13 protein-coding genes and 1 pseudogene are annotated in these 21,930 nt (G+C 42.5%); 6 read left to right on the top strand and 8 right to left on the bottom strand.

Annotated elements, in window-relative coordinates; genetic code table 11:
* Position 1: 1 nt before the first annotated feature.
* On the bottom strand, positions 2-1,888 hold the full coding sequence (mutL, locus tag QE382_RS03565; RefSeq protein ID WP_307184712.1) for a DNA mismatch repair endonuclease MutL: 1,887 nt from the start codon (positions 1,886-1,888) through the stop codon (positions 2-4).
* A 301-nt stretch (positions 1,889-2,189) separates the two neighbouring features.
* Positions 2,190-5,031: pseudogene (uvrA, locus tag QE382_RS03570) on the bottom strand (excinuclease ABC subunit UvrA).
* A 157-nt stretch (positions 5,032-5,188) separates the two neighbouring features.
* Between uvrA and QE382_RS03575 the strand changes: the two are divergent.
* Positions 5,189-6,244 (top strand): DUF2157 domain-containing protein, encoded by a 1,056-nt coding sequence (locus QE382_RS03575; protein ID WP_293889388.1) that lies wholly within the window; start codon positions 5,189-5,191, stop codon positions 6,242-6,244.
* Positions 6,245-6,247: 3 nt separating this feature from the next.
* Here the strand turns inward: QE382_RS03575 and QE382_RS03580 are convergent, their stop codons facing one another.
* A complete protein-coding gene (locus tag QE382_RS03580; protein ID WP_307184713.1) occupies positions 6,248-6,922 on the bottom strand; it encodes a response regulator transcription factor in 675 nt (224 codons plus the stop codon).
* Between the two features lie 106 nt (positions 6,923-7,028).
* Positions 7,029-8,363 (bottom strand): sensor histidine kinase, encoded by a 1,335-nt coding sequence (locus QE382_RS03585; protein ID WP_307184714.1) that lies wholly within the window; start codon positions 8,361-8,363, stop codon positions 7,029-7,031.
* A gap of 230 nt (positions 8,364-8,593) precedes the next feature.
* Between QE382_RS03585 and QE382_RS03590 the strand changes: the two genes are divergently transcribed.
* On the top strand, positions 8,594-10,963 hold the full coding sequence (locus tag QE382_RS03590) for an outer membrane beta-barrel family protein (protein WP_307184715.1): 2,370 nt from the start codon (positions 8,594-8,596) through the stop codon (positions 10,961-10,963).
* Between the two features lie 150 nt (positions 10,964-11,113).
* Here the strand turns inward: QE382_RS03590 and QE382_RS03595 are convergent, their stop codons facing one another.
* The 3 genes from QE382_RS03595 to QE382_RS03605 form a co-directional block, all read right to left on the bottom strand.
* The gene (locus QE382_RS03595) at positions 11,114-11,530 is read right to left on the bottom strand and encodes an OsmC family protein (protein ID WP_307184716.1); all 417 of its coding nucleotides are present in this window, start codon (positions 11,528-11,530) and stop codon (positions 11,114-11,116) included.
* Positions 11,531-11,680: 150 nt separating this feature from the next.
* The gene (locus tag QE382_RS03600; protein WP_307184717.1) at positions 11,681-13,009 is read right to left on the bottom strand and encodes an SGNH/GDSL hydrolase family protein; all 1,329 of its coding nucleotides are present in this window, start codon (positions 13,007-13,009) and stop codon (positions 11,681-11,683) included.
* Between the two features lie 22 nt (positions 13,010-13,031).
* Positions 13,032-14,258 carry an OmpP1/FadL family transporter gene (locus QE382_RS03605; protein ID WP_307184718.1) on the bottom strand — a complete coding sequence of 409 codons (1,227 nt, stop codon included), beginning with the start codon at positions 14,256-14,258 and terminating at the stop codon, positions 13,032-13,034.
* A gap of 147 nt (positions 14,259-14,405) precedes the next feature.
* Between QE382_RS03605 and tpx the strand changes: the two genes are divergently transcribed.
* The gene (gene tpx / locus QE382_RS03610) at positions 14,406-14,906 is read left to right on the top strand and encodes a thiol peroxidase (RefSeq protein WP_293883993.1); all 501 of its coding nucleotides are present in this window, start codon (positions 14,406-14,408) and stop codon (positions 14,904-14,906) included.
* 80 nt (positions 14,907-14,986) lie between these two features.
* Here tpx and QE382_RS03615 read toward each other — a convergent pair whose 3' ends face one another.
* Positions 14,987-16,159: a trans-sulfuration enzyme family protein gene (locus QE382_RS03615; RefSeq protein WP_293889390.1), complete on the bottom strand. Its 1,173-nt coding sequence runs from the start codon at positions 16,157-16,159 to the stop codon at positions 14,987-14,989.
* A 325-nt stretch (positions 16,160-16,484) separates the two neighbouring features.
* Between QE382_RS03615 and QE382_RS03620 the strand changes: the two genes are divergently transcribed.
* From QE382_RS03620 to QE382_RS03630, 3 genes are read left to right on the top strand one after another with little or no spacing between them, the layout of a single operon-like run.
* Positions 16,485-18,368 carry an alpha-L-fucosidase gene (locus QE382_RS03620; RefSeq protein WP_307184719.1) on the top strand — a complete coding sequence of 628 codons (1,884 nt, stop codon included), beginning with the start codon at positions 16,485-16,487 and terminating at the stop codon, positions 18,366-18,368.
* Positions 18,358-20,697, top strand: coding sequence for a glycoside hydrolase family 95 protein (locus QE382_RS03625; protein ID WP_307184720.1), 2,340 nt, complete (start codon positions 18,358-18,360; stop codon positions 20,695-20,697). The genes QE382_RS03620 and QE382_RS03625 overlap by 11 nt, the downstream gene beginning before the upstream one ends.
* Complete coding sequence (locus QE382_RS03630) at positions 20,684-21,886, top strand: hypothetical protein (RefSeq protein ID WP_307184721.1); 1,203 nt, start codon at positions 20,684-20,686, stop codon at positions 21,884-21,886. Before QE382_RS03625 ends, QE382_RS03630 begins: the two co-directional genes overlap by 14 nt.
* The last annotated feature ends 44 nt before the right edge of the window (positions 21,887-21,930 follow it).

Here is a 21,930-nt window from a genome sequence, read left to right on the forward strand (position 1 = left end):
TCTAGTTTTTACCAAATTTTTCAGCTAACTCCTGCAATGTAAATGTTACAATGACAGGATTTCCATAAATGGAGATATTGGGCGAGTGACAAGCGAAAAGCTTATCTACCAGCTCTGCCATAGCCGTGTTGTCCAATACAGTACCCGGTTTAATGGCTGCATTGCGGGCAAGGCTCTTGGCAAGATTTTCACGCTTAGCGAGCTTATACTCAGATTGATTGTTTTTATAATCTTCCAATATTTTCTCAATCATCTTTATCTCATCGAATCCTGTGCCTAAATCGGCTGGGATTCCGTCAATAATATAGGAATTTTTTCCAAATTCACGAATTTGAAAGCCCAAGCCATTGATGTCCTCCAGGAGATCTCTCATTAATTCATTATCTGCAGCATTCAGATCTAACGTCTGCGGAAATAAACTTTGCTGACTCAGTCCTCTATGTTGATCCAGCTGTGTAAGAAACTGTTCAAAAAGAATACGTTCGTGCGCAGCCTGCTGATCGATCAGAATAAATCCAGAATGAATCTGCGAAACAATATATTTATTGTGCAGCTGGAAAAAGAGCTTCGAAGAGGATTTATCTTCGACTTGAATAACTTGTGGACCATCGGCATCCAACTCAGATTTCCTATGCAGAGGTAGCTGAACGGACTCCTCTTTTTCGACGATTTGATAGAGGGAATCCCAATTGCTCGGAATCCCGCCCGTTTTCTTGGTAAGTCCTTCCGCATAGCTTTCTGATCGGGTATAGCTTGAATTGGATTTTGACTTGTCCGTATCGAACGGGTTAAAGTCCGGATTGAAAGTTACCGTTGGAACGATAATTTCATCCAATGCCTTTTTTGTAATGAGATTGGTGAAACTTGTTTCCTGTTCAAAATCCAAAGATGGCATGATATTGTACCGCCCCAGTGATCTTTTTACGGCTGAACGTATAATGGCGTAAATGGCCTTATCGTCTTCATACTTGATTTCGGTTTTCGTGGGGTGTACATTGATATCGATTCGCGCAGGATCTATGTCGATAAATAAGACATAGAAAGGGAATGTTTCGGCTTGTAAAATATCCTCATAAGCATTCATCACAGCATGATGCAGATAAGGATCACGTACAAAGCGTTTGTTGACAAAGAAAAACTGTTCACCACGAGTTTTCTTTGCAAACTCGGGTTTCCCGACAAAACCTTCTACCTTGATGATGGATGTATCCTCTTCGACAGGAACAAGGCGCTGATTGTAATTGTTTCCGAAAATATGGACAACACGCTGTTTGAGCGTCTCCGCGGGCAAATGATAAATTTCATTTCCGTCGCTGTGCAAGGTCAGGAAAATCTGTGGATTGGATAAGGCTATACGTTGAAATTCATCAATAATATGACGCATTTCTACGGAGTTACTCTTTAAGAAGTTCCGCCGTGCAGGAATATTGTAAAAAAGATTTTTTACTAAAATATTTGTTCCAGCAGCAACAGCTTCCGGGTATTGGTTGACAACTTTTGATCCTTCTATCTCAACAACTGTCCCTAGTTCATCTTCGACGCGGCGTGTTTTGAGTTCGACCTGCGCTATCGCAGCAATGGATGCCATTGCTTCACCGCGGAAACCCATGGTGCGGATTGCAAATAAGTCTTCAGCCTTACGAATTTTTGATGTTGCGTGCCGTTCAAAGCAAAGGCGGGCATCAGTCACACTCATGCCACAGCCATTGTCAATGACCTGAATCAATGACTTGCCTGCGTCTTTAACAATAAGTTTTATTTTGTCAGCTCCAGCATCAATAGCATTCTCAATCAATTCTTTAATGGCAGACGCTGGTCGCTGCACCACTTCTCCCGCCGCAATCTGATTAGCAACATTATCTGGAAGTAATTGAATAATATCCGACATATAATACAAAGTTACGAAATATCCATATTTACAGCGTATAAACACAGATGAAAATCAAATGGACATTCCACTTGTTCCTTTAAAATAAAAGCCTTTAAAGCGCTCACTTATACCAATTAACTGGCTGCAAATGATACCTTATTGCATACTAAAACAAACTGCAAAACCGACATAATTATTGCATATGTGCTACTGAATTGCTTATGCACAATTTAACGGCGGTCTGATACGGCGTGCATTACCCATGTTCGGAGTAAAAACAAGGGTTCTCCGTTTCAATGATAGGACATCTCCAGCGACATTACATCTCCAGCTTTAAGAAACGTGCCGTTTCGCTTTTATTATTTTTAATTAAGTTTTCAGGCGTTCCCTCAAATAAGACCTGGCCCCCTTCTTTACCACCCTCAGGACCAATATCAATGACCCAGTCTGCCGATTTAACCACATCAAGATTGTGCTCGATGATCAATACCGTATTTCCACGGTCCACTAAACGATTGATAACACCCATCAGTACATTCACATCTTCAAAGTGAAGGCCGGTAGTCGGTTCGTCAAGGATATAAAATGTATTTCCAGTATCTTTTTTAGAAAGTTCAGTAGCCAATTTTACCCGCTGAGCCTCACCTCCCGATAAGGTTGTCGACGACTGACCTAAGGTGATGTAACCCAAACCGACATCCTGCAGTGTTTTAATCTTTCGGTAGATACTCGGTACATTTTCGAAGAAATCTACCGCATCGTTGATGCTCATATCGAGAACATCGGAAATGGATTTTCCTTTATAGCGTACCTCCAAAGTTTCTCGGTTATAGCGTTTTCCGTGACAGGTTTCACAAGGAACCTGCACATCAGGAAGGAAATTCATCTCGATGACCTTTAGTCCGGCTCCCTGACAGGTTTCACAACGGCCACCTTTCACATTGAAGGAGAATCTCCCGGGCTTATAGCCCCTGATTTTTGCTTCAGGCAACTGGACAAACAAGGTTCTGATATCCGAGAATACACCTGTGTACGTTGACGGGTTAGATCGCGGTGTACGACCGATAGGACTTTGATCGATCTCGATAACTTTGTCAATATGTTCTAACCCTTCAATTTTTTTGAAGGGAAGTGGAGTTGCTTTTGCCCTGAAAAAATGTTTATTCAAAATCGGGTACAACGTGCCTGTAATCAAGCTGGATTTGCCCGAACCCGAAACACCGGACACCACAATAAGCTTTCCTAAAGGAAAAGAGACCGAGAGATTCTTCAAGTTATGCCCTGTTGCTCCTCGTAACGACAAAGTTTTTCCATTGCCCGTACGCCGTTTTTCAGGGATTTTTACCGCTTTTGTTCCGTTGAGATAAGCCGCCGTGAGGGAGTCTGATTTTAAGATTTCCTTAGGTGTGCCTTCGGCAACCACCGTACCACCATGAACTCCCGCAGCAGGTCCCATGTCGATAACATGGTCGGCATGTAGGATCATGTCTTTATCATGTTCTACCACAAGCACCGAATTACCAATATCTCGTAGGTTTTTGAGTGCATTGATCAGTCGCTCATTGTCCCGCTGATGCAGTCCGATACTCGGCTCATCAAGAATGTAAAGTACATTGACTAATTGCGAACCAATCTGTGTGGCCAGACGAATGCGTTGTGCCTCACCACCTGAAAGCGTCTTCGCTGTACGGTCCAGGGTCAGGTAATTTAAGCCTACATCCAGCAAGAAACCCAAACGCGCACGGATTTCCTTTAAGATCTCTGTTGCAATAATAAGCTGGCGTTCGTCAAGTTTACTTTCTACCTGGTCAAACCATTCTTTGATGGAAGTAATATCCATCGTAGCAAGTTCATGAATATTCTTATCGGCAATTTTGAAATGTAAAGATTCTTTTTTCAATCGTGCGCCCGCACAGGTCGGACAGGTAACTTTTGTTCTGAAATCATCTAACGATGGGGCTTCATCGGACGATTTGCCCGAAAATTCCTCCAGCATCTTAAAGATGCCTTCAAATTCAACGCGATATTCACGCGTGCCATAACTGCCATAAGAAACCGTGACAACGATAGGTTCTTCTTTATTTCCAAACAAAAGCTGATCAATCTGTGCTTCATTGAGCTTTTCAAGCGGCGTGGAAATGGTAAAATCCAATTTTTTAGCGACAGCTTTCAAGACTTCCGAAGTCCAGTTTTCACGCGTGGGCCCCAGCGGCGCTAAACCGCCTTTTTGAATGCTTAGCTTTTTGTCCGGAATAACCGCTTGCTTATCAATTTCAAAAATATAGCCTAAACCATCACACGTGGGACAAGCACCATAAGGCGAATTGAATGAAAACGTATTTGGCTGCGGCTCATCATACGAAATACCCGATTCCGCATCCATGAGGTACCGGCTATAAAATTGCTCCTGATTGTCCTTGTTAGATACTTTGATGATTCCTTTTGCTGTTTTCATCGCCTGCATGACCGAAGTCTGTAAGCGCTTTTTATCTTCACGCTCTACTTTCAGACGATCTACTACGATTTCAATATCGTGTATTTTATACCGGTCAACCTGCATTTTTGGCACAAGATCCAATATTTCCCCATCCACACGCACCTTCACATAACCTTGCTTGCGGATTTGTTCGAACAATTCCCGATAATGCCCCTTACGTCCTTTGACCACAGGTGCCAGGATATTTAAAGCCTGTCCTTCAAATTCTGTCAGAATACGTTCAATGACCTGATCGTCCGACATGCGCTCCATCTTTTTTCCGGTCACATAAGAGTAGGCTTCTCCAGCACGGGCAAAAAGTAAGCGCATAAAATCATACACCTCAGTGATCGTTCCAACAGTAGACCTGGGGTTCTTGCTGGTGGTTTTCTGTTCAATGGAGATTACCGGACTTAAGCCCGATATCTTATCCACATCCGGACGTTCCATACCACCCAAAAAACTGGCGGCTATACGCACTGAATGTCTCCATATAGCGGCGTTGCCCCTCGGCATAAATGGTGTCAAAAGCCAACGATGACTTTCCACTTCCACTTAGCCCTGTAATTACAACCAATTCATTTCTTGGAAAAGAAACATCTATATTTTTTAAATTGTGCGCACGCGCTCCAAATACCTGAACTTCACTCTGTTCGCCCAAATCTGGACTTCTTTTTATTGCCATGAAAACTCCTTAAGGTCCCTTTGTGAGGGATTAAATGCAAAACATGCAAAATTACAGATTTTAAAGGAATTATGCGAGCCGATCTGACTTTTGGAACAAAATGTGATATACAAGTGATTTAAAAAAATAATGTACCTTGCACCACAAATCTAAATTTATGCGAAAATACGACGTCAGCAAACAAGAAAAGCAATCGATCGATGATATTGTCCAATTCTGGAAGAAAGAGAATTTATTGGATGAGCAAAAAGCGAACGAGCTGATGGAGAGTTTGGACGTGAAAAGTTTTGATTGGGGACAACTGGCTCGGTATGCCTTTTGGATTGCACTGGCATCCTTGGTGTTCGCCGTTTTTTCGCTGTTTACCGATGCGTCATTCCTAGCCTTTGTGGATACCCTTTACGAAGCGCCAAATATCTTATTTTGTTTCTTTTTTGCTGCCGTGGCCGTATTGTTCTATACCTTGGGGTTGCGCTATAAGAAACGTTATCCATATAAAAACTTATCCACCGAAACCATGATGCTGATTGGAGTTTTTGCTACAGCAGCCTGTATCGGATTCATGGGTAAGGTATTGGATAAAGATACCATGCACTACTCGCTTTTATTTTTGCTTTCCGTGGCGATTTATGGCTTCCTAGCTGTTAAGCTTGATAGTAAGCTCATCTGGACATTTATGCTTTTGGCCCTAGGGGTCTGGTTTGCAACCGAAACGGCGTACCATAGCAATTGGGGATTCAAGTTTTGGGGAATGAATTATCCCCTTCGGTTCACCATTTTTGGGACACTGATCACTGCCCTGGCCGTTTGGGCTCAACCCCGGTTCGCACAGCTGCAAGTCTTTCAGCCCATCAGTTATATTGTCGGATTGATCTACCTGATGGTATCCTTATGGACACTCTCTATTTTTGGGAATTATGCTGATTTTTATGAATGGACCACCGTACGTCAATACCATATGTTCTATTGGGGGATATTGTCAACTGCGGTATCTGTATTTTTGGTCGTCTATGGTTTAAAGGCGAAAGACAATGTGAGCAGAGAAGTTGGGTTTGTATTTTTAGTGCTCAATATCTACACACGTTATGTGGAATACCTCTGGGACAACATCAATCGAGCAGTGTTCTTTTTAATTTTGGCCGTGTCCTTCTGGTTCGTCGGCCGTTGGGCAGAGAAATTATGGAACAAAAGGAAAGACGAAATAGCCGAATAACTTTCACAAATGGATGGTAAATCCAACACCTCTATTGGAATTAATGCTCAGATTGGGATCGAGGCTTAAGTATTTGCGGATCCGGGTAATAAATACGTCCATGCTCCTTCCAGTAAAGAAATCTGCATTTCCCCATACCTTTTCAAGAATATCTTCACGGGTGACAAGCTGGCCCCTATGTTGCCATAGAAATAGGAGCAGTTGTGCTTCGCGCTCGGTGAGCTTAAACTGACCTTGTGCATGGCTTAATACTAACTGTTCAGGGTGAAATACATACGTCCCGAGGACAATCGATTTTGGCGTACTATTTTTCTGATTCCGTTTTAATATATTCTGTATGCGAAGCAAGAGTTCTTCAGGATCGCAAGGTTTAGTGACATAATCATCAGCACCGATTTTTAGTCCCGTAAGCTTGTCGATCTTTTGTTCTTTGGCGGTTAAAAAGATAAATGGTAATGCGGGATGCAGGGCATTAATTTCTTTGGCCAGACTAAAACCGCTGATTTGAGGAAGCATCACATCCAGTATAACCAGGTCGTAGCCGGCTAGCTGCTGAAAATTTTCCATAAGATCCTGAGGCTGCGCCATCCAATCTACGACAAATGCAGATAGCTCAAGGTATTGCTTGAGCATAAAACCAAAATCAGGATCATCTTCAACGAGGAGTAATTTGTTCATTTTTTATTATTCAGTCGTTCATCTAAACTACTTTTCTATGCTTGCTATATTGGCTTTGTCGCGGGGCTTATTTCCTATTTCTTTGCCGCAGGTGATTACACTTACCTTATGATGGAATAGCAAGGAGCGGCAATTGAATTTTAAACGTAGTACCTACACCAAGCGTACTAATTACTGTAAGCTGTCCCTGATAACGATCCACGATTTTTTTAACGAGGAAAAGGCCAATTCCCAATCCCTTGGTGTCGTGTATATTGTTTTTTTGGATGCGGTAAAACTTGTCGAAAATATAAGGGAGTTCGCACTCCTCCATGCCATCACCATTGTCTTGTACGTAAATTGAAAGCTTATTTTTCTTTTGCTCAAAATGAACTTTAAGCCATTTTGCGCCATACTTTACAGCATTGTTCATGAGATTCTGAAATAATGTTGTTGCATCGCTGAGGCCCAAGCACAATTTCCCTTCAGGCAATGGGCTTGTTTCAAATGCAATGGTCGGGTTCGTCAATTTAAAATCATCGAAAATCGCTTGGAGTTCCATCGTGGTAACAGGAGGATGATCCGATGGTTTAAGGTCTTCGGTCAGCGGGGCAAGGGTGTGTTCCAGGCGATTGACTTGCCGCTCAATGACCGTTATAATATTTTCATCTGTCGATTTTCGAAGTGTCTTAGCTGCAATTTTTAAGGTCGCAATAGGGGTTTTAAGTTCATGCGATACATTGTCAACCACGTCGTGAAGCACGGTGATCTGCTTCTGCTGTTTTTTGAGATTTTGAATGGTTCTATAAAAAAGCCAAAGAAAGGCGGCCAATATAAATAAGGTGCTCAACAGGAGGGATGTGAGTTCTTTGAATAATATCCAGTGGAGATTGGTTACCTCAAAAGAACTTTTCCTGTGGACTAAAAAGGTGTATAAGATTTCCTTGCTTTGGATGCTCTCTTCAATTTTCTGTGTTTCGGTTTTTTCCGTTATCCATTCACTGGAAGAAAGTTCAACAGGTCGTCGGAAATTTCCCTGTGTGGTGTAAACCGTAATGGGGCCATCAGCAATCTGCTTGTTAAAGTTTCTAAAATAAATACCCAAGATCTCCTTTTTTAGGATAACATCCATACCCAGTGGTTGAAATAGACTGTCGACATAGCGTGTGAGCTTCCCGGATGTTTTATGCGCATTGGCATGATATAGTCCTTTAAGCTGTTGAGCTGTTATCTGATTTTTAACCAATTTGATGTAGTAGTCTCTGGCGATGTCCTTGCTCATTAAATCATCATCAAAAAGACTGTCAATTTTGGGAGATTTGTTCAGTTTGCTTTTTACTGTTGCAAAAATATCGCGCTGTTTGAGCTGATAGGTGTTGTACAATTGATAGCCCTGAATGCCGATCAGTACAGCAAAAAATAATGTAAAGAGAACACTATAATTTTTGGGTTTCAATTCCATACACAAATATAACTGCTGAAGGCCAATATAATATACTTTAACGCAGTATTAACCCTTCATTAACCATTATTTACTACGGAGATGGACAATTTTGGGACATCGGAAGCGTGTAAAAGGTCAGTGACTGTCATATACGATAACCACAAAAAAGGCATGCGTTTGACAGCACAGCTAATAGATATAATAATCCCGGTATGCGCTAATGAAATTAAAAGACTAATTATTTGTACATGAAATCGAGCCTATTTTTTCTAGCTTTCCCTTTAGCGCTTTCAGCACAGACAAAGATCGGGGGACAAGTGCAGGATACAAACAAAATTGTATTAGCAGGTGCAACCGTTATGCTATTGGATAGTAACTATCAAGCAATTCGTGAAGTGAAAACTGACCATCTTGGAACGTTTATGCTGTCGCTGGATCATTCTGGCAGCTATTATCTACGGTCCACTTATCTTAACTTTAGACCTCAGGAGCACTTTTTCCGTAGCGACACCATTGCTCGCCCTCTGATACTTGAACTTATTCCCGAATCAAAAGTACTCGAAGAAGCACAGGTTGTCGGGCGGGCGCCGAGATTGATCCGCAAGTTGGACCGCCTGGAATTTAACGTGCAGCATTCTAATCTTTCGGCACTCAACAGTTGGGACATTTTGAAACGGACGCCATTGGTGATGGCAAATGGCTCAGATTTAATGGTCCGTGGAAGTAAAAATATTGTTGTAATGATTAATGAACGAAAAGTTATGCTCACAGGGGAGGAATTGAAAACCTATCTTGAGAATACGTCGGGCAGCGATGTCCAATCGATCGAGGTCATTACCAACCCCCCTGCAAAATATGAAGCGGAGGGCAGTACCATCATCAATATTAAACTTTCCAAATCGAACCTCTTTGGATATCGGGGCTCGGCGGTTGCGTTGGCCGAAAAAAGCAGCACCTGGAAGCAATTGTTTGGGCTGACCCAGTATTACAGAAATGAAAAAATCAACGTTCGTGGCACCTATAATTTCGGAAGGGGAACTTATGCACGTTACGAAACGAATTATGTGTATTATCCCAATGAGCAAACCTCGTGGGAAGGTGTGATGGATCGATTTGATACCAATAACAGTCAGAACAGCTATGTGCTTTCGATGGAATACACACCCGATTCAACCTGGACTGTTAGCGGAGGTCTAAACGGATATTATGGCCCCAAAACCTATGGTACCTACGTGGTGCCAACTGTCATTTACGATAGCAACCGTATTCAACAATCGAGCTACCTCACGACAAACGATCATGAGTCATCTTCAGAAACAAAAAACATGTATCTTCAGGTCATTAAGAAGCTTAACGCCAGCTGGAGTATAAATTGGTCTTCTTACTTTACAGACCATCATTCGACAAATAATCAGGATGTGCTCACCGCGCTGAGATTTAAGGATCAACAACCCAGGGATACACGATTTATTAGCAACAACGGAAATAAAAATAGGCTCTTTTCTTCACAGGTCGATTTTTCCGGTAAAGTAAAGCAGCTTGGGATGGAATTTGGAGGGAAATTTAGCGATGTTACAACGACAAACAGTCTTGTGTTCACTGACGATGAATCGGGCAAGTTGGAGTATAGGCCGGATAAGAGCAGTGAGTTTGATTACAAAGAACGGAACGTAGCTCTTTATGGTTCATTGGACTATACCTGGAAAAAATGGAGCTGGAAAGCAGGATTAAGAGGAGAATATACCAACTTAAAGGGCATTGTATCAGAACCAGAAGATATCAATAAACAGGATTATTTTGTGCTCTTCCCGACATTTTATATGCAATATGCCTTGACGGAAAATCAGCAGTTAGGTTTTTCCTATGGAAAGCGGATCAGTCGTCCTTCCTACTCTTGGCTCAATCCCGCAAAATCCTACTACAATCGTTTTTCATACTTTCAGGGAGATCCCCGTTTAAGGGCTACGATCGTGCATAACCTGAATCTGACGTGGACCAAAAACAACTGGAATATTGATCTATTCTACCGATTTGAAAAGTGGCCTAATATGGAAATAGCCTTGCAGGATAATGTTAACCACCAGCTGATTTATCATTATACCAATATCAAAAAGGGGCAGGGAGCAGGGATAGACCTGGGTAAGAGTTTTCAGTTTACTGAACGTTGGGGAATGAACCTGCAGCTAGAGGGAATGTACAATGAGAATTACTTTATGGGGACCGATGATGTGCTGCACAAGAACGATGTATACATTGGCAACGGAAATATAAGTAGCAGCTATGTCTTGAGCAAAGAAACAGGCTGGAATCTTGAGCTCGGCAATACGTTTACATCGCCCACCATACAGGGGCCATTTAAAATAACTGGGTATTCCAGTACCTATGTAATGACAAATCGAAAATTCTTTAAAAACAAGTTTGAGGTAAATCTATCGTTTATGGACATCTTTAAAACGGAAAAAATGACCATATCCTCCAAATATGCCGATCAAAATAACTTTTATAAAGATTATCGGGATACCAGAAAGGTAAATCTGACGCTGCGGTACCATTTTGGAAATCAGAAAGTCAAAAGTAACAATCAGCCCGCAAAAACAGAAGAGCAGAACCGCCTGTAAATCTGTTGAATTCTTAAAAAATCAAATTCTTCATATCACTGTAACTTTATATCCATAATATCCATAAAGAAAATGAATACGTCAAGAATTAAAAGCAAGCGTCGTCCACGTCTGATGTGGAGGACAATCAGATGTCAGAAAAGTATTTTCTCAGTTTATTTTCAAAGAATACGTAATATTGATACCGCCCGCAGCAAGCATATCATGTACGGAGCAATATTTTTTAACGGCCAGTTCAGCCGCTTTAGCTGCTTTTACCTCATCAATATCACCTTTTAAGAAGAAATTGATGTGTATAGCTGTAAATACCTGTGGTATTTCTTCCTGGCGTTTACCTTCCACTTCGACCTGGATATCGTCAATTTGTTGGCGTTGTTTTACCAGTATGCTATGGAGATCGAAGACACTACAAGAACCCAGTGCCATTAACACCAATTCCATGGGACGAACACCTTTACCTTCGCCGCCGATCGCTTCCGAACCATCGATGTTGACTTTGACCGAAGATAATTCACTGCTGGCTTCGAAATGCACAGCTTGGTTGACGCGGTTTAATTTGATTTTCATCTTAACATATTTTATTCATTTTTTGCACACCAATTTTAGCGAATAGGCCATCATTGGTAATAAAAGATCTAACTGGAATCTGTGCAACACAAATATACAAAAAAGGCAGACGATTATTCGTCTGCCTTTTGTCAGTATGTTGGTCACTGTTTATTTTGTGACGGTATCTGGCAATTTAACACCGCGATATTTGGCGACGTCAACTTGTGGGATCTTCGATCCATATTTAGAATTGATCGCACTGATAAAGATGTTGGCCATGAGGGCATTACCTATTGGCGTGAGATGGATGCCATCCAAAGAGAACGCATTTCCAGTGATGTATTTGGCACTAACGGCTAATCCATTGATACGAACACCACCTTTTACATTGTTTAGGAAGGCATTTACGTCTGCTAAAGCGAGGTCTTTTGAAGCTGCAGCAGCTTTGATGGCTGCATTGTACTCGTTGATCCGCTTCACAACTGTTGCTGTTTCGCTTACATCAAGCACGTATTTGTCTTCAACAGGATTTTCGGGACGTAAACCATAAGGTATCTGTGCTGCGTTTGGCTTACCCAATAGTCCTGCAGACAAGAAAGGAAGTACAAAATAATCTTGATCAGTCGCTGCACGAGTTCCAGATTTCGTAGCGATATAAATATTTGTTACCGGCGCAGGGGGATTTGTTGCGTTGACAGCTGCCAGCAGGGCTGCACGGGTAACCGTTGTAAAATAAGGTGTTGCGGTTACATCTGGAATGGTGGCCAGTACACCTTTTTTCCCGCCGGTAGTCAGCGCCTGCACATAACCATTGAGAATTGCTGTAAATTGGGCAGTTTCAGTCAATACGGTTGTTGGATCGGGCTGATTCGTTGTTGGATTCATATTGACCACTCCACCATTAGTTGCCCAACCCAATGCATCGTTGTTGCCTAGTGCAAAACTAAAAAAGGTGTGGTTTTGTGTCGTTGAATAGGTGAAATACGTTTTCGAGGCGTCCCCGTCGGGCAATAAGCGCTCGAAATACGGATTGCCGGCAGTTGAGCCCATGCCTGCTACCATAGAAAGATCCATCCGCATACCCGGTACACCGAGGTTATTGACCGGATCAGTATATTTCGTCAATAGTTTTGTTGAACCAGGTCTGTAGGCCAGTTTATCTGTAACAGGTGCCGTCACAGGCTGTCCATTGACAAGTGCTGTTAGGGTAATGTAGCCAGAACCGTTGGCTTGATCTTCACTGAAAAACGGCGATTTAAATTCCCCACCACCCACTTGTTTTAACTGCTCGGCAATTAAGTTGGGGTAAGCAACCTTTTGGCCCTCCAGATAAAGTCCCCCATCTGCGTATCCTGCCGTCAATGAATTCCCGATGGCAACATATTTTGAAAAATTAAGCGATCCTGCCGAAGGTGTATACTCCTCCAAAGAAGGTTTGCACGAAGCAATAGCGACAAGTGCTAACGCTGCGGCTATGTAAAGTTTGTTTTTTTTCATCTTAGTCAAATTTGGCTGTTAATTACCATTTATAGCTTACACCAATGCCTGGAGCAAAAATGTTAGTCGCATAAGTCCCCGAAAGACGGCTCTCAATATTGGTTGACTGGCGAGCCATGATGCGCTGATAAGCAAAAGAACCTGTGACGTCAAATTTTGGTGATGGTTTTATTGTAAAACCCCCAGAGATTAAATATCGGGTGTTATCTGGTGTCTCTGGATAAACATAGGCGCTCTGTTGTACTGGAGTGGCGATATAGCCCCCTCCTACACGCAATTGCAAACGGTCGGAGGCAATATACTCCAAACCTGCTTTGATCGATCCTGCTTTATCATAATTTTTTGGTGAATGCGTATCTTGTAAGACAGGCGTATTTTCTTTGTAGTCAAAATCCAGTGCCTTATAAATGTCGTAATTGATTAGTGTTGCATCGATCGCCATTTTTAGCTTTTCCGAAAGCGGGAAGGCTATTCCAGCAGCAAAAGTGGATGGAAGAGGTAACTCAGCACTGAATTTGTTACCCGCAGGAAAATTACTTGCCACCGATTCCGGCACGTCGAAAGTTGCATCCCCATTTTTAAGTTTAGTGACAACTTTCGAGCGGTAACTTAAAGAGATGGAAAATTCATCTTCTAAATTGTAGTGGATACCTACGTTATAGCCTGTACCTGTACCGGTCCCCTTTAAGGTTGCAAGTCCTGCATGACCATCCGGATAGAATACCGGAACTGAATTTTCCAGGTCTACCGTACCGACGTTATAGACGAAACCACCACCGACACTAAAATTTTCAGTCAGTTTGAAACTTAATGTAGGTTGAATATAGATTGCGCGTAGCGAAAGGCTAACTAAACTGAATTTACCAACCCAATTCTTTCCCCAATCGACAGCCCCACCATATGGTGTATAAACTCCAATACCGGCTTTCCACCAGGAATTTTTAGGCCCAAATGCAGCAAATACTGAAAAAGGAGTGGATATTTGATTTCTAGTATTGTAAACAACGGTGCTTCCAACCTCTTGAAAGGCAGATTTGTACATGACAGCATTCCCAGCAACGGAAATGGCGTTATGATCCATTTTTGCTAAAGCACCCGGACTATAAAAAATGGAAGACTCATCTAAAAAGTAAGCAGAACCTGCTCCCCCCATTCCCACAGCTTTGGGACTTTGTAGATTCACTTGAGATCCTTGTGCAAACAGGAGTGACGGGCTTGCACAAAGTATTGAGAATAGTAGTTTCTTCATACTAGTGTTTATTTTTGGTTAACATTCCTCTTTCAAATACAATGCTAACATAATAAATGTTTGACTAAAATTAATAAATGTTGTGTAATATTTTTTTTGCTCGTACCTTTAAGTGCAAGGATAATAAAATTAAACGATCATAATTATATGGCTACAATCACATTTAAAGGCACTCCAGTAAATACAAAAGGCAGTTTACCTCAGGTTGGCGAGCAAGCACCTGATTTTAAATTAACTGCAGGCGATCTTTCCGATAAGTCTCTTGCAGACTTTAAAGGAAAAAAAATTGTGTTAAATATTTTTCCTAGTGTCGATACAGGAACTTGTGCTGCTTCTGTACGTGCATTTAATCAAGAGGCTTCTCAGTTGGATAACACGGTCGTGTTGTGTATATCCAAAGACTTACCTTTTGCGCAAGGACGTTTTTGTGCAGCAGAAGGTTTAAATAATGTCGTGACATTATCAGAATATAAAGATTCAAACTTTTCTGATGCTTATCAATTGACTATCGCCGATGGTCCTTTGGCAGGTCTGTTGAGCCGTGTGGTCATCACATTGGATGAAAACGGAAAGGTATTGTATGAAGAGCAAGTTGCGGAAATTGCAGACGAGCCCAATTATGCAGCAGCCATTGCTTCTTTGAATTAAAGGCGATGGCAGAACGAATCAAAAAGCGCCTTCGCATATTGCGAAGGCGCTTTTTGATTTTAAGTGGAGCTTGTTCGCTGTTATCTTGTTTTCTCCAAAGCCTGCAAGATATCGTTGATAATATCTTGTTGATCTTCCAAGCCCACCGATAGACGGATACTGCCGGGTTTGATGCCTAAATTGAGGCGTTCATCTTCGGATAGTTTAGAGTGTGTGGTGGAAGCAGGATGCGTAGCGATCGATCTTGAGTCGCCTAGATTGGACGTGTATAAGATCATCTCCAACTGGTCCACAAAAGCTTTCGCGCGCTCGAAGCCGCCTTTGACAACCAACGTTACAATGCCGCCACCGGCTTTCATCTGTTTCTTGGCCAGTTCATATTGTGGATGGCTGGGCAAGAATGGATATTTGACATCTTCAATCTCTGGATGATTTTCCAAAGCTTCAGCCAAAGCCAATGCGTTGGAACAATGGCGGTCCATACGGATGCCCAAAGTGTCCAAACTTTTTGATATGATCCAGGCATTGAATGGGGATAACGCCGGACCTGTATGACGGATGAAGAACATCAGTTTGTCGATAAGCGCTTGTTTGCCGACAACAATCCCACCCAAAACACGGCCTTGCCCATCCATATACTTCGTCGCCGAATGGATAACCAGGTCAAATCCATACTGAATGGGTTTCTGAAGATAAGGTGTGGCAAAACAATTGTCGATAGAAAGGATAATATGGGGATATTTCTCTTTGAATTTACCCAACCATTCCAGATCCACCAATTCCAACCCGGGGTTAGAGGGAGATTCTAGAAAGATAATTTTTGTATTGGGCTGGATCGCTTTTTCCCATTCTTCGGGATTTGCTGCATCCACATAAGTCGTGGTCACTCCCCAGCGGGGGAATAGCTCCGTAAATAACTGGTGAGTAGACCCGAATATTGCGCGTGAAGAAACGATATGGTCTCCACTTTCAATAATTCCCGCAAAGGAAGCAAATACGGCCGCCATACCGGACGCAAATGATAAGCCTGCTTCTGCACCTTCCAGAATACACACTTTATTGATGAATTCTGAAGTATTTGGGTTGGCATAACGGGAGTATATCATCGCATCCTCTTCGCCAGCAAAGACCGCCCGACCTTGTTCAGCGCTGTCGAAGATAAAACTTGATGTAAGGTATAAGGGGGTCGAATGTTCGCGAAGTGCAGAACGATCGACCTGTTCACGTATGATTTTAGATTGATCTTGTTTCATGATATGTAAAGGTACGAGATGAAAATTTTATATCCACATTTTTAAGTAGTGAAATCATTTATTTTCATCAGATTTCCAACGGTATTTTTCTGCATGTTAAACTTGTTTGCCTGCTCACAGTGGATCATAGTTGCTATTGAATTGCCACAGTTTCAGTCGGACCAAGCGATTTTCGGGTATGCTTAGCGGTATTAACATTCAAGACTTTTTATCCGCGAAGTGATTTTGGGGTTACAATCGTACGCAAATGTTACATACAGCATTTTGTAAAAACTTCTTATCTTAGGGCTTTACAACCTAATTTTCTAGCACATAAATAAAGACTATGTTGACAATCTTGTTATCTTCCATTTTACTTTCCAGCGGAACTGTAGCCAAGTCAGATACTTTAAAAGCTTATGGGGCTTTGCCGACCGAGCGTCAATTAAAGTGGCAGGAGATGGAAACGTATTGTTTGATCCATTATACACCAACAACTTTCCAAAACAAAGAATGGGGTTACGGTGATGCACAGCCTGCGTTGTTTAATCCTTCGGCTTTTGATGCGAACCAAATTGCGCAAGCTGCAGCGGCCGGTGGTTTCCGGGGGCTAATTAGTGTGGCAAAACACCACGATGGATTCTGTTTATGGCCAACCAAGACGACATCTTACAGTATTGCCGCTTCACCATGGAAAAATGGAAAAGGTGATATGGTCAAAGACTTTATGGAGGCGACCCACCGGAATGGGATGAAATTTGGTGTATATCTTTCTGCTTGGGACCGTCACGATGAACGTTACGGTACTCCAGCCTATGCCGATGCGTACAGGCAACAGCTCACTGAACTAATGAGCAATTATGGTCCATTGTTTACCTCTTGGCATGATGGCGCAAATGGTGGGGATGGCTTCTATGGTGGACATGAAGGGAAGCGCATCATCGATCGCACAACTTACTATGAGTGGCATGAAAAAACTTGGCCTATCGTACGTAAATTACAGCCCCAGGCGGTGATTTTTTCAGATATCGGTCCGGATATGCGTTGGGTTGGCAATGAAAGAGGATATGCGGCCGAAACATCATGGGCAACTTTTACGCCCATTGGGTTAAACGGAAAAGTCGCTGTTCCGGGTGCAACAGAATCACACAATGCCGAAACGGGCGACCGTAATGGTAAATATTGGATACCTGCTGAATGTGATGTGCCTCAACGCCCCGGATGGTTTTACCATGAGGAGCAAAATAGCCGCGTAAAAACACCGAACGAACTGTTTGAAATCTACCTGAAATCTGTAGGTAGGGGAGCCTGCATGAACCTGGGCTTAGCACCGATGCCTTCCGGTACATTACATGAGCACGATGTGAAGTCGTTGCAGGCTTTTGGAAAAAAAGTGAAGGAAACTTTCCGTACAAATCTAGCCAAAGGGGCAAGCATTACAGCATCGAATACACGTAATCACGACAGTACAACCTACAGTACAGCGTTTATTATCGATGACGACCGCTATAGCTATTGGGCAACAGACGATGCCAAAACATCGGCTACGCTAGAAATTAAATTACAATCACCGGCTAAATTTGATCTTATCCAGTTAAGGGAGAATATTAAGCTAGGGCAACGTATCGATAGTGTTTCCGTTGAACAATGGGAAAATAACAGCTGGAAGCCCTTAGCCAAAGCAACAAGCATTGGTGCAAACCGCCTGATCAAATTGGAACAGCCGCAGACTGCAAGTCGATTAAGGCTACATGTTTATGCGCCTGTAGCGATTACGCTCAGTGATTTTGGATTGTTTAAGGAATATGATGAGCCATTTGCCTTTCGCACAGAAGAAGTCAAAAAGCTACGCGGTTTTCAGATTAAAACCGGCAGATCTAATGCCAATGCCTATATGTTGGATGGAAAGGCGAATACTTTCGCTACAGTTGCCGACCAGGGCGTAATTGTTGTCTCCACAGACAAACCTGTTTCTGGTATCGGCTTCCTTCCTCGTCAAGATGGAAAGCATGTTGGCACACCAACACAGTATCGCATATCTACCAGTGCCGACGGTAAAAAATGGACTGTCGCCAAAGAAGGAGAGTTCTCTAATATTAAAGCAAACCCAATTTTACAACAGGTGTTTTTTGATACCAATAGCGCAACCAAGTTTATCAAATTTGAGCCCAAGCAATTTATAGAAGGCAGCGAATTAGCCATAGCAGAATTTGAATTGTATGGTAAATAGAATTTTAATGCTCATCGTGGTATGTGCCAGTCATACCACGATGCTTTTTGCTCAGCAACAGCCGCTTGTACTTTGGTATAATAAGCCCGCTAAAGTCTGGGAAGAAACTTTACCACTGGGAAACGGACTTATCGGCATGATGCCGGATGGCAATCCCCATCAGGAAAAAATTGTACTCAATGAGATCAGCATGTGGTCGGGTAGCCCCGAGGATCCCAATAAGGATGAGGCCTATAAAAATGTCGACGCCATTCAGGCACTACTTAAAGCGGGCAAAAATGATGAGGCCGAAAAGCTGGTCAACGAAACTTTTGTTACGAAAGGAAAGGGTTCTGGATTTGGCAACGGAGCAAATGTACCCTATGGCTGTTATCAACTGTTCGGCAACCTATTACTGGATTATAAATTGCCAGCCGGAACAGTGGAAGACTACAAACGCTCATTGGACTTAGCGACAGCGTCTGCGCAAACTTCATTTAAAATAAACGGGCAGCAGTTCCAACGAAACTATTATACTTCCTTTGATAAAAATGTTGGACTTATCCAACTGAACCAACCGAAAGATAAGGTACAGAAGGTTGACCTATCGTTCCAGCGCCAAGAAAATATCGACCGGTACACCCTACTGAATGATGGAATTCTAATTGAAGGATCATTACCCGATGGAAAAGGTGGTAAAAACCTGAAGTTTGTCGGCTTAATTCGGGTAAAAGGTGAAAATCTGCAGATCAGCAAAATGGATCAGGTTTTGCAAGTATCGGTAAAGGGCAATCTCACAATCTATTTTTCCGCAAGTACTTCCTATTATGGAAAGAATCCACTACCTGTTGTCAAGGCAAATGTGGAAGCGGCAAAAATCGCTGATGAACAAAAAATATACCGCAACCATCTTGCTGCGTACCAAAAGATCTTCAATCGGGTAAAACTCAACCTATTTGGCAATGCAGCCAATGATACTATTCCTACGAATGAACGGATAGCAAATTTCTACAAAAATCCAGTACAGGATCCAGATCTGGTGACGATTTATTACCAATTTGGGAGATATTTGAATATTTCAAGTGCTGCTCCGAAAAATACAAATTCACTTCCCCCTAATTTGCAGGGCCTATGGGCAAATGAGATCAATACACCGTGGAATGGTGACTATCATCTCAACATCAATGCACAGATGAATCATTGGGGAGTAGAGGTCAACAACCTGACTGAATATCATCGGCCTTTTATCGAGATGATTAAACGTATTGCTAAGACGGGTGAACAGACCGCAAAGGCTTACTATAATGCGCCGGGATGGGTGGTTTATATGATGACCAATGTATGGGGATATTCTGCTCCGGGCGAGCAAGCTTCCTGGGGAGCGAGTACGGCTTCGGGCTGGCTATGTAACCATCTTTGGGAACATTATCTCTTTACCGGGGATAAAAGTTACCTCAGCGAGATTTATCCGATATTAAAAGGAGCTGCCGTATTTTACGATCACACACTTGTTCAAGACCCTAAAACAGGGTGGTGGGTGACGTCGCCGTCGGTATCGCCAGAAAATGCATTTCGGATGCCCAATGGGAAAGTCGCTGCGGTGGTGATGGGACCTACAATTGATAACCAGATCGTGCGGGAATTGTATCAGGCGTTGATTCAGGCAGATGCTATTCTTAAAAAGAAAGATACTTTTGTTGATAGCCTTAAAAAGAAGCTAACGAATATTCCACCACCTGTGGTCGTTAGCGCATCTGGGCGCGTGATGGAGTGGCTGGAGGACTATGAGGAAGTTGAGCCTAAACATCGGCATGTATCGCATTTATATGGCCTATATCCAGCAGCATTTATATCGCCACAAACAACGCCCGAATGGGCTGAAGCGGCGCGTCAGACACTCGCTGTACGTGGGGATGAGGGAACAGGCTGGTCTAGAGCCTGGAAGATATTGTTCTGGGCAAGACTGCAGGATGGAGATCATGCGCTCGAGATTTTAAGACAGCTACTCAAACCGGCATATCACAATGAAACGACTTACCAAGGTGTCGGAGCGGGCACTTACCCCAATTTGTTCTGCGCGCATCCACCTTTCCAGATAGACGGAAACTTTGGTGGAGCAGCAGGGATTGCCGAGATGCTCATTCAGAGCCACAATGGGTATATCCACCTATTGCCGGCCTTACCCAAAGCTTGGTCAAAAGGGGAAGTTAAAGGTCTCAAGGCCCGAGGAAATTATACAGTAGATATCACATGGGAGAATGGGAAAGTCTCCGCATTTCAGATTAAAGGAAAAAAAGGAAAGATTAGACTATTTGAAAATGGAAATTACAGGGATTATGAAGTGCATTAACTATTTGTGTTTGGTAGCAGTGTTGGCCTTGGGAACAACAAGCTGTTCCCAACGCACAGAATCGGAAAAGAAAGCGGCAATAGCGAAGAGTTTCAGTTACACGATCACCGGAAAAACCACTGCACCAAATGGGACGCAGGTAAGCCTCGTGGATCACGACAATACATTGCAGCAATTTGTAAAAACGCAGGTCACTAATGAACAATTTGTTCTGGAAGGCGAATTGGCTATGGCGGGATTTTACGATATCCAGATAAAGGGAATGGAACCCTACACGTTAGTTCTAGAAGGTGGAAGCGACTACGAGCTGAACGAAGAACATGGGAAATTTACGTTGACGACATCTTCTTCCAATGCTAAAGATTTTATGCTGTTCAATGCGAAATATCAACAGCGTGAACAGGAAGAAAAAAGCAAAAGCACCAATAAAAGTCAACGGGTAAGGCAGCTGGAGAGTCAGTTGCCTTCGATGGCAGCAAGAAACGACGGTTCTTATGAAAAAGCCGTAGATGAAATACAGCGGTTGAGTGGCACTGAAGCATTTAACCCACGCACACTTTATACCGATTTTATTCTCGACAGTACCCACCGTTCCTCTTTGCTATTGCCTTATTTTTTTAAGTACGTATCGCTCGACCAGACAAATTATAAGAAATTTGATGCGGCATTGCAGGGCTTTGATGTTGAACTACAGAAACACCCTTATTTCAAATTTGCCAGGGAAAAGGTCGATAAGGTGAAAGATTTTTATGAAAATATGCCTGTGTTTCCATCAATAACGCCTATGAATGTGCAAAGGGATACGCTGAACCTGAACGATGTGTCAAAATCGAAAATGCTGATTGCCGCTTTTTGGAAGGCATCGAATAGCAATAGTCAAGCTGATATCAAGATGCTACGGACAAAGGAAGCGCAACTGAATGCCCTAGGGGTACAGGTTATTTACTTTTCGCTGGATAAGGATCTGGACAAATGGACGAAAGCAAGCAAAGATCTTACCCTGGGAAAACAGAGTTACTTTTTAAACTACAACGATCAGGCTACGATGGAAAATAATTTTGGGATAGACCGCACACCGAGCTATCTTTGGATTAATCCGGAAACACTGGAGATCTTATCGTTAAGCGGTGAAGATCCTGCCATGCCGAAGTTTGTGGCGAAGGTGAAGGAATATATCGCCAAAAATTAACGTTTATTGTCTTAAAAAATCCTATATTTGAAATAACTGTTTAA

This window comes from Sphingobacterium zeae (genome assembly GCF_030818895.1).
GTDB classification, from domain to species: Bacteria; Bacteroidota; Bacteroidia; order Sphingobacteriales; family Sphingobacteriaceae; genus Sphingobacterium; species Sphingobacterium zeae.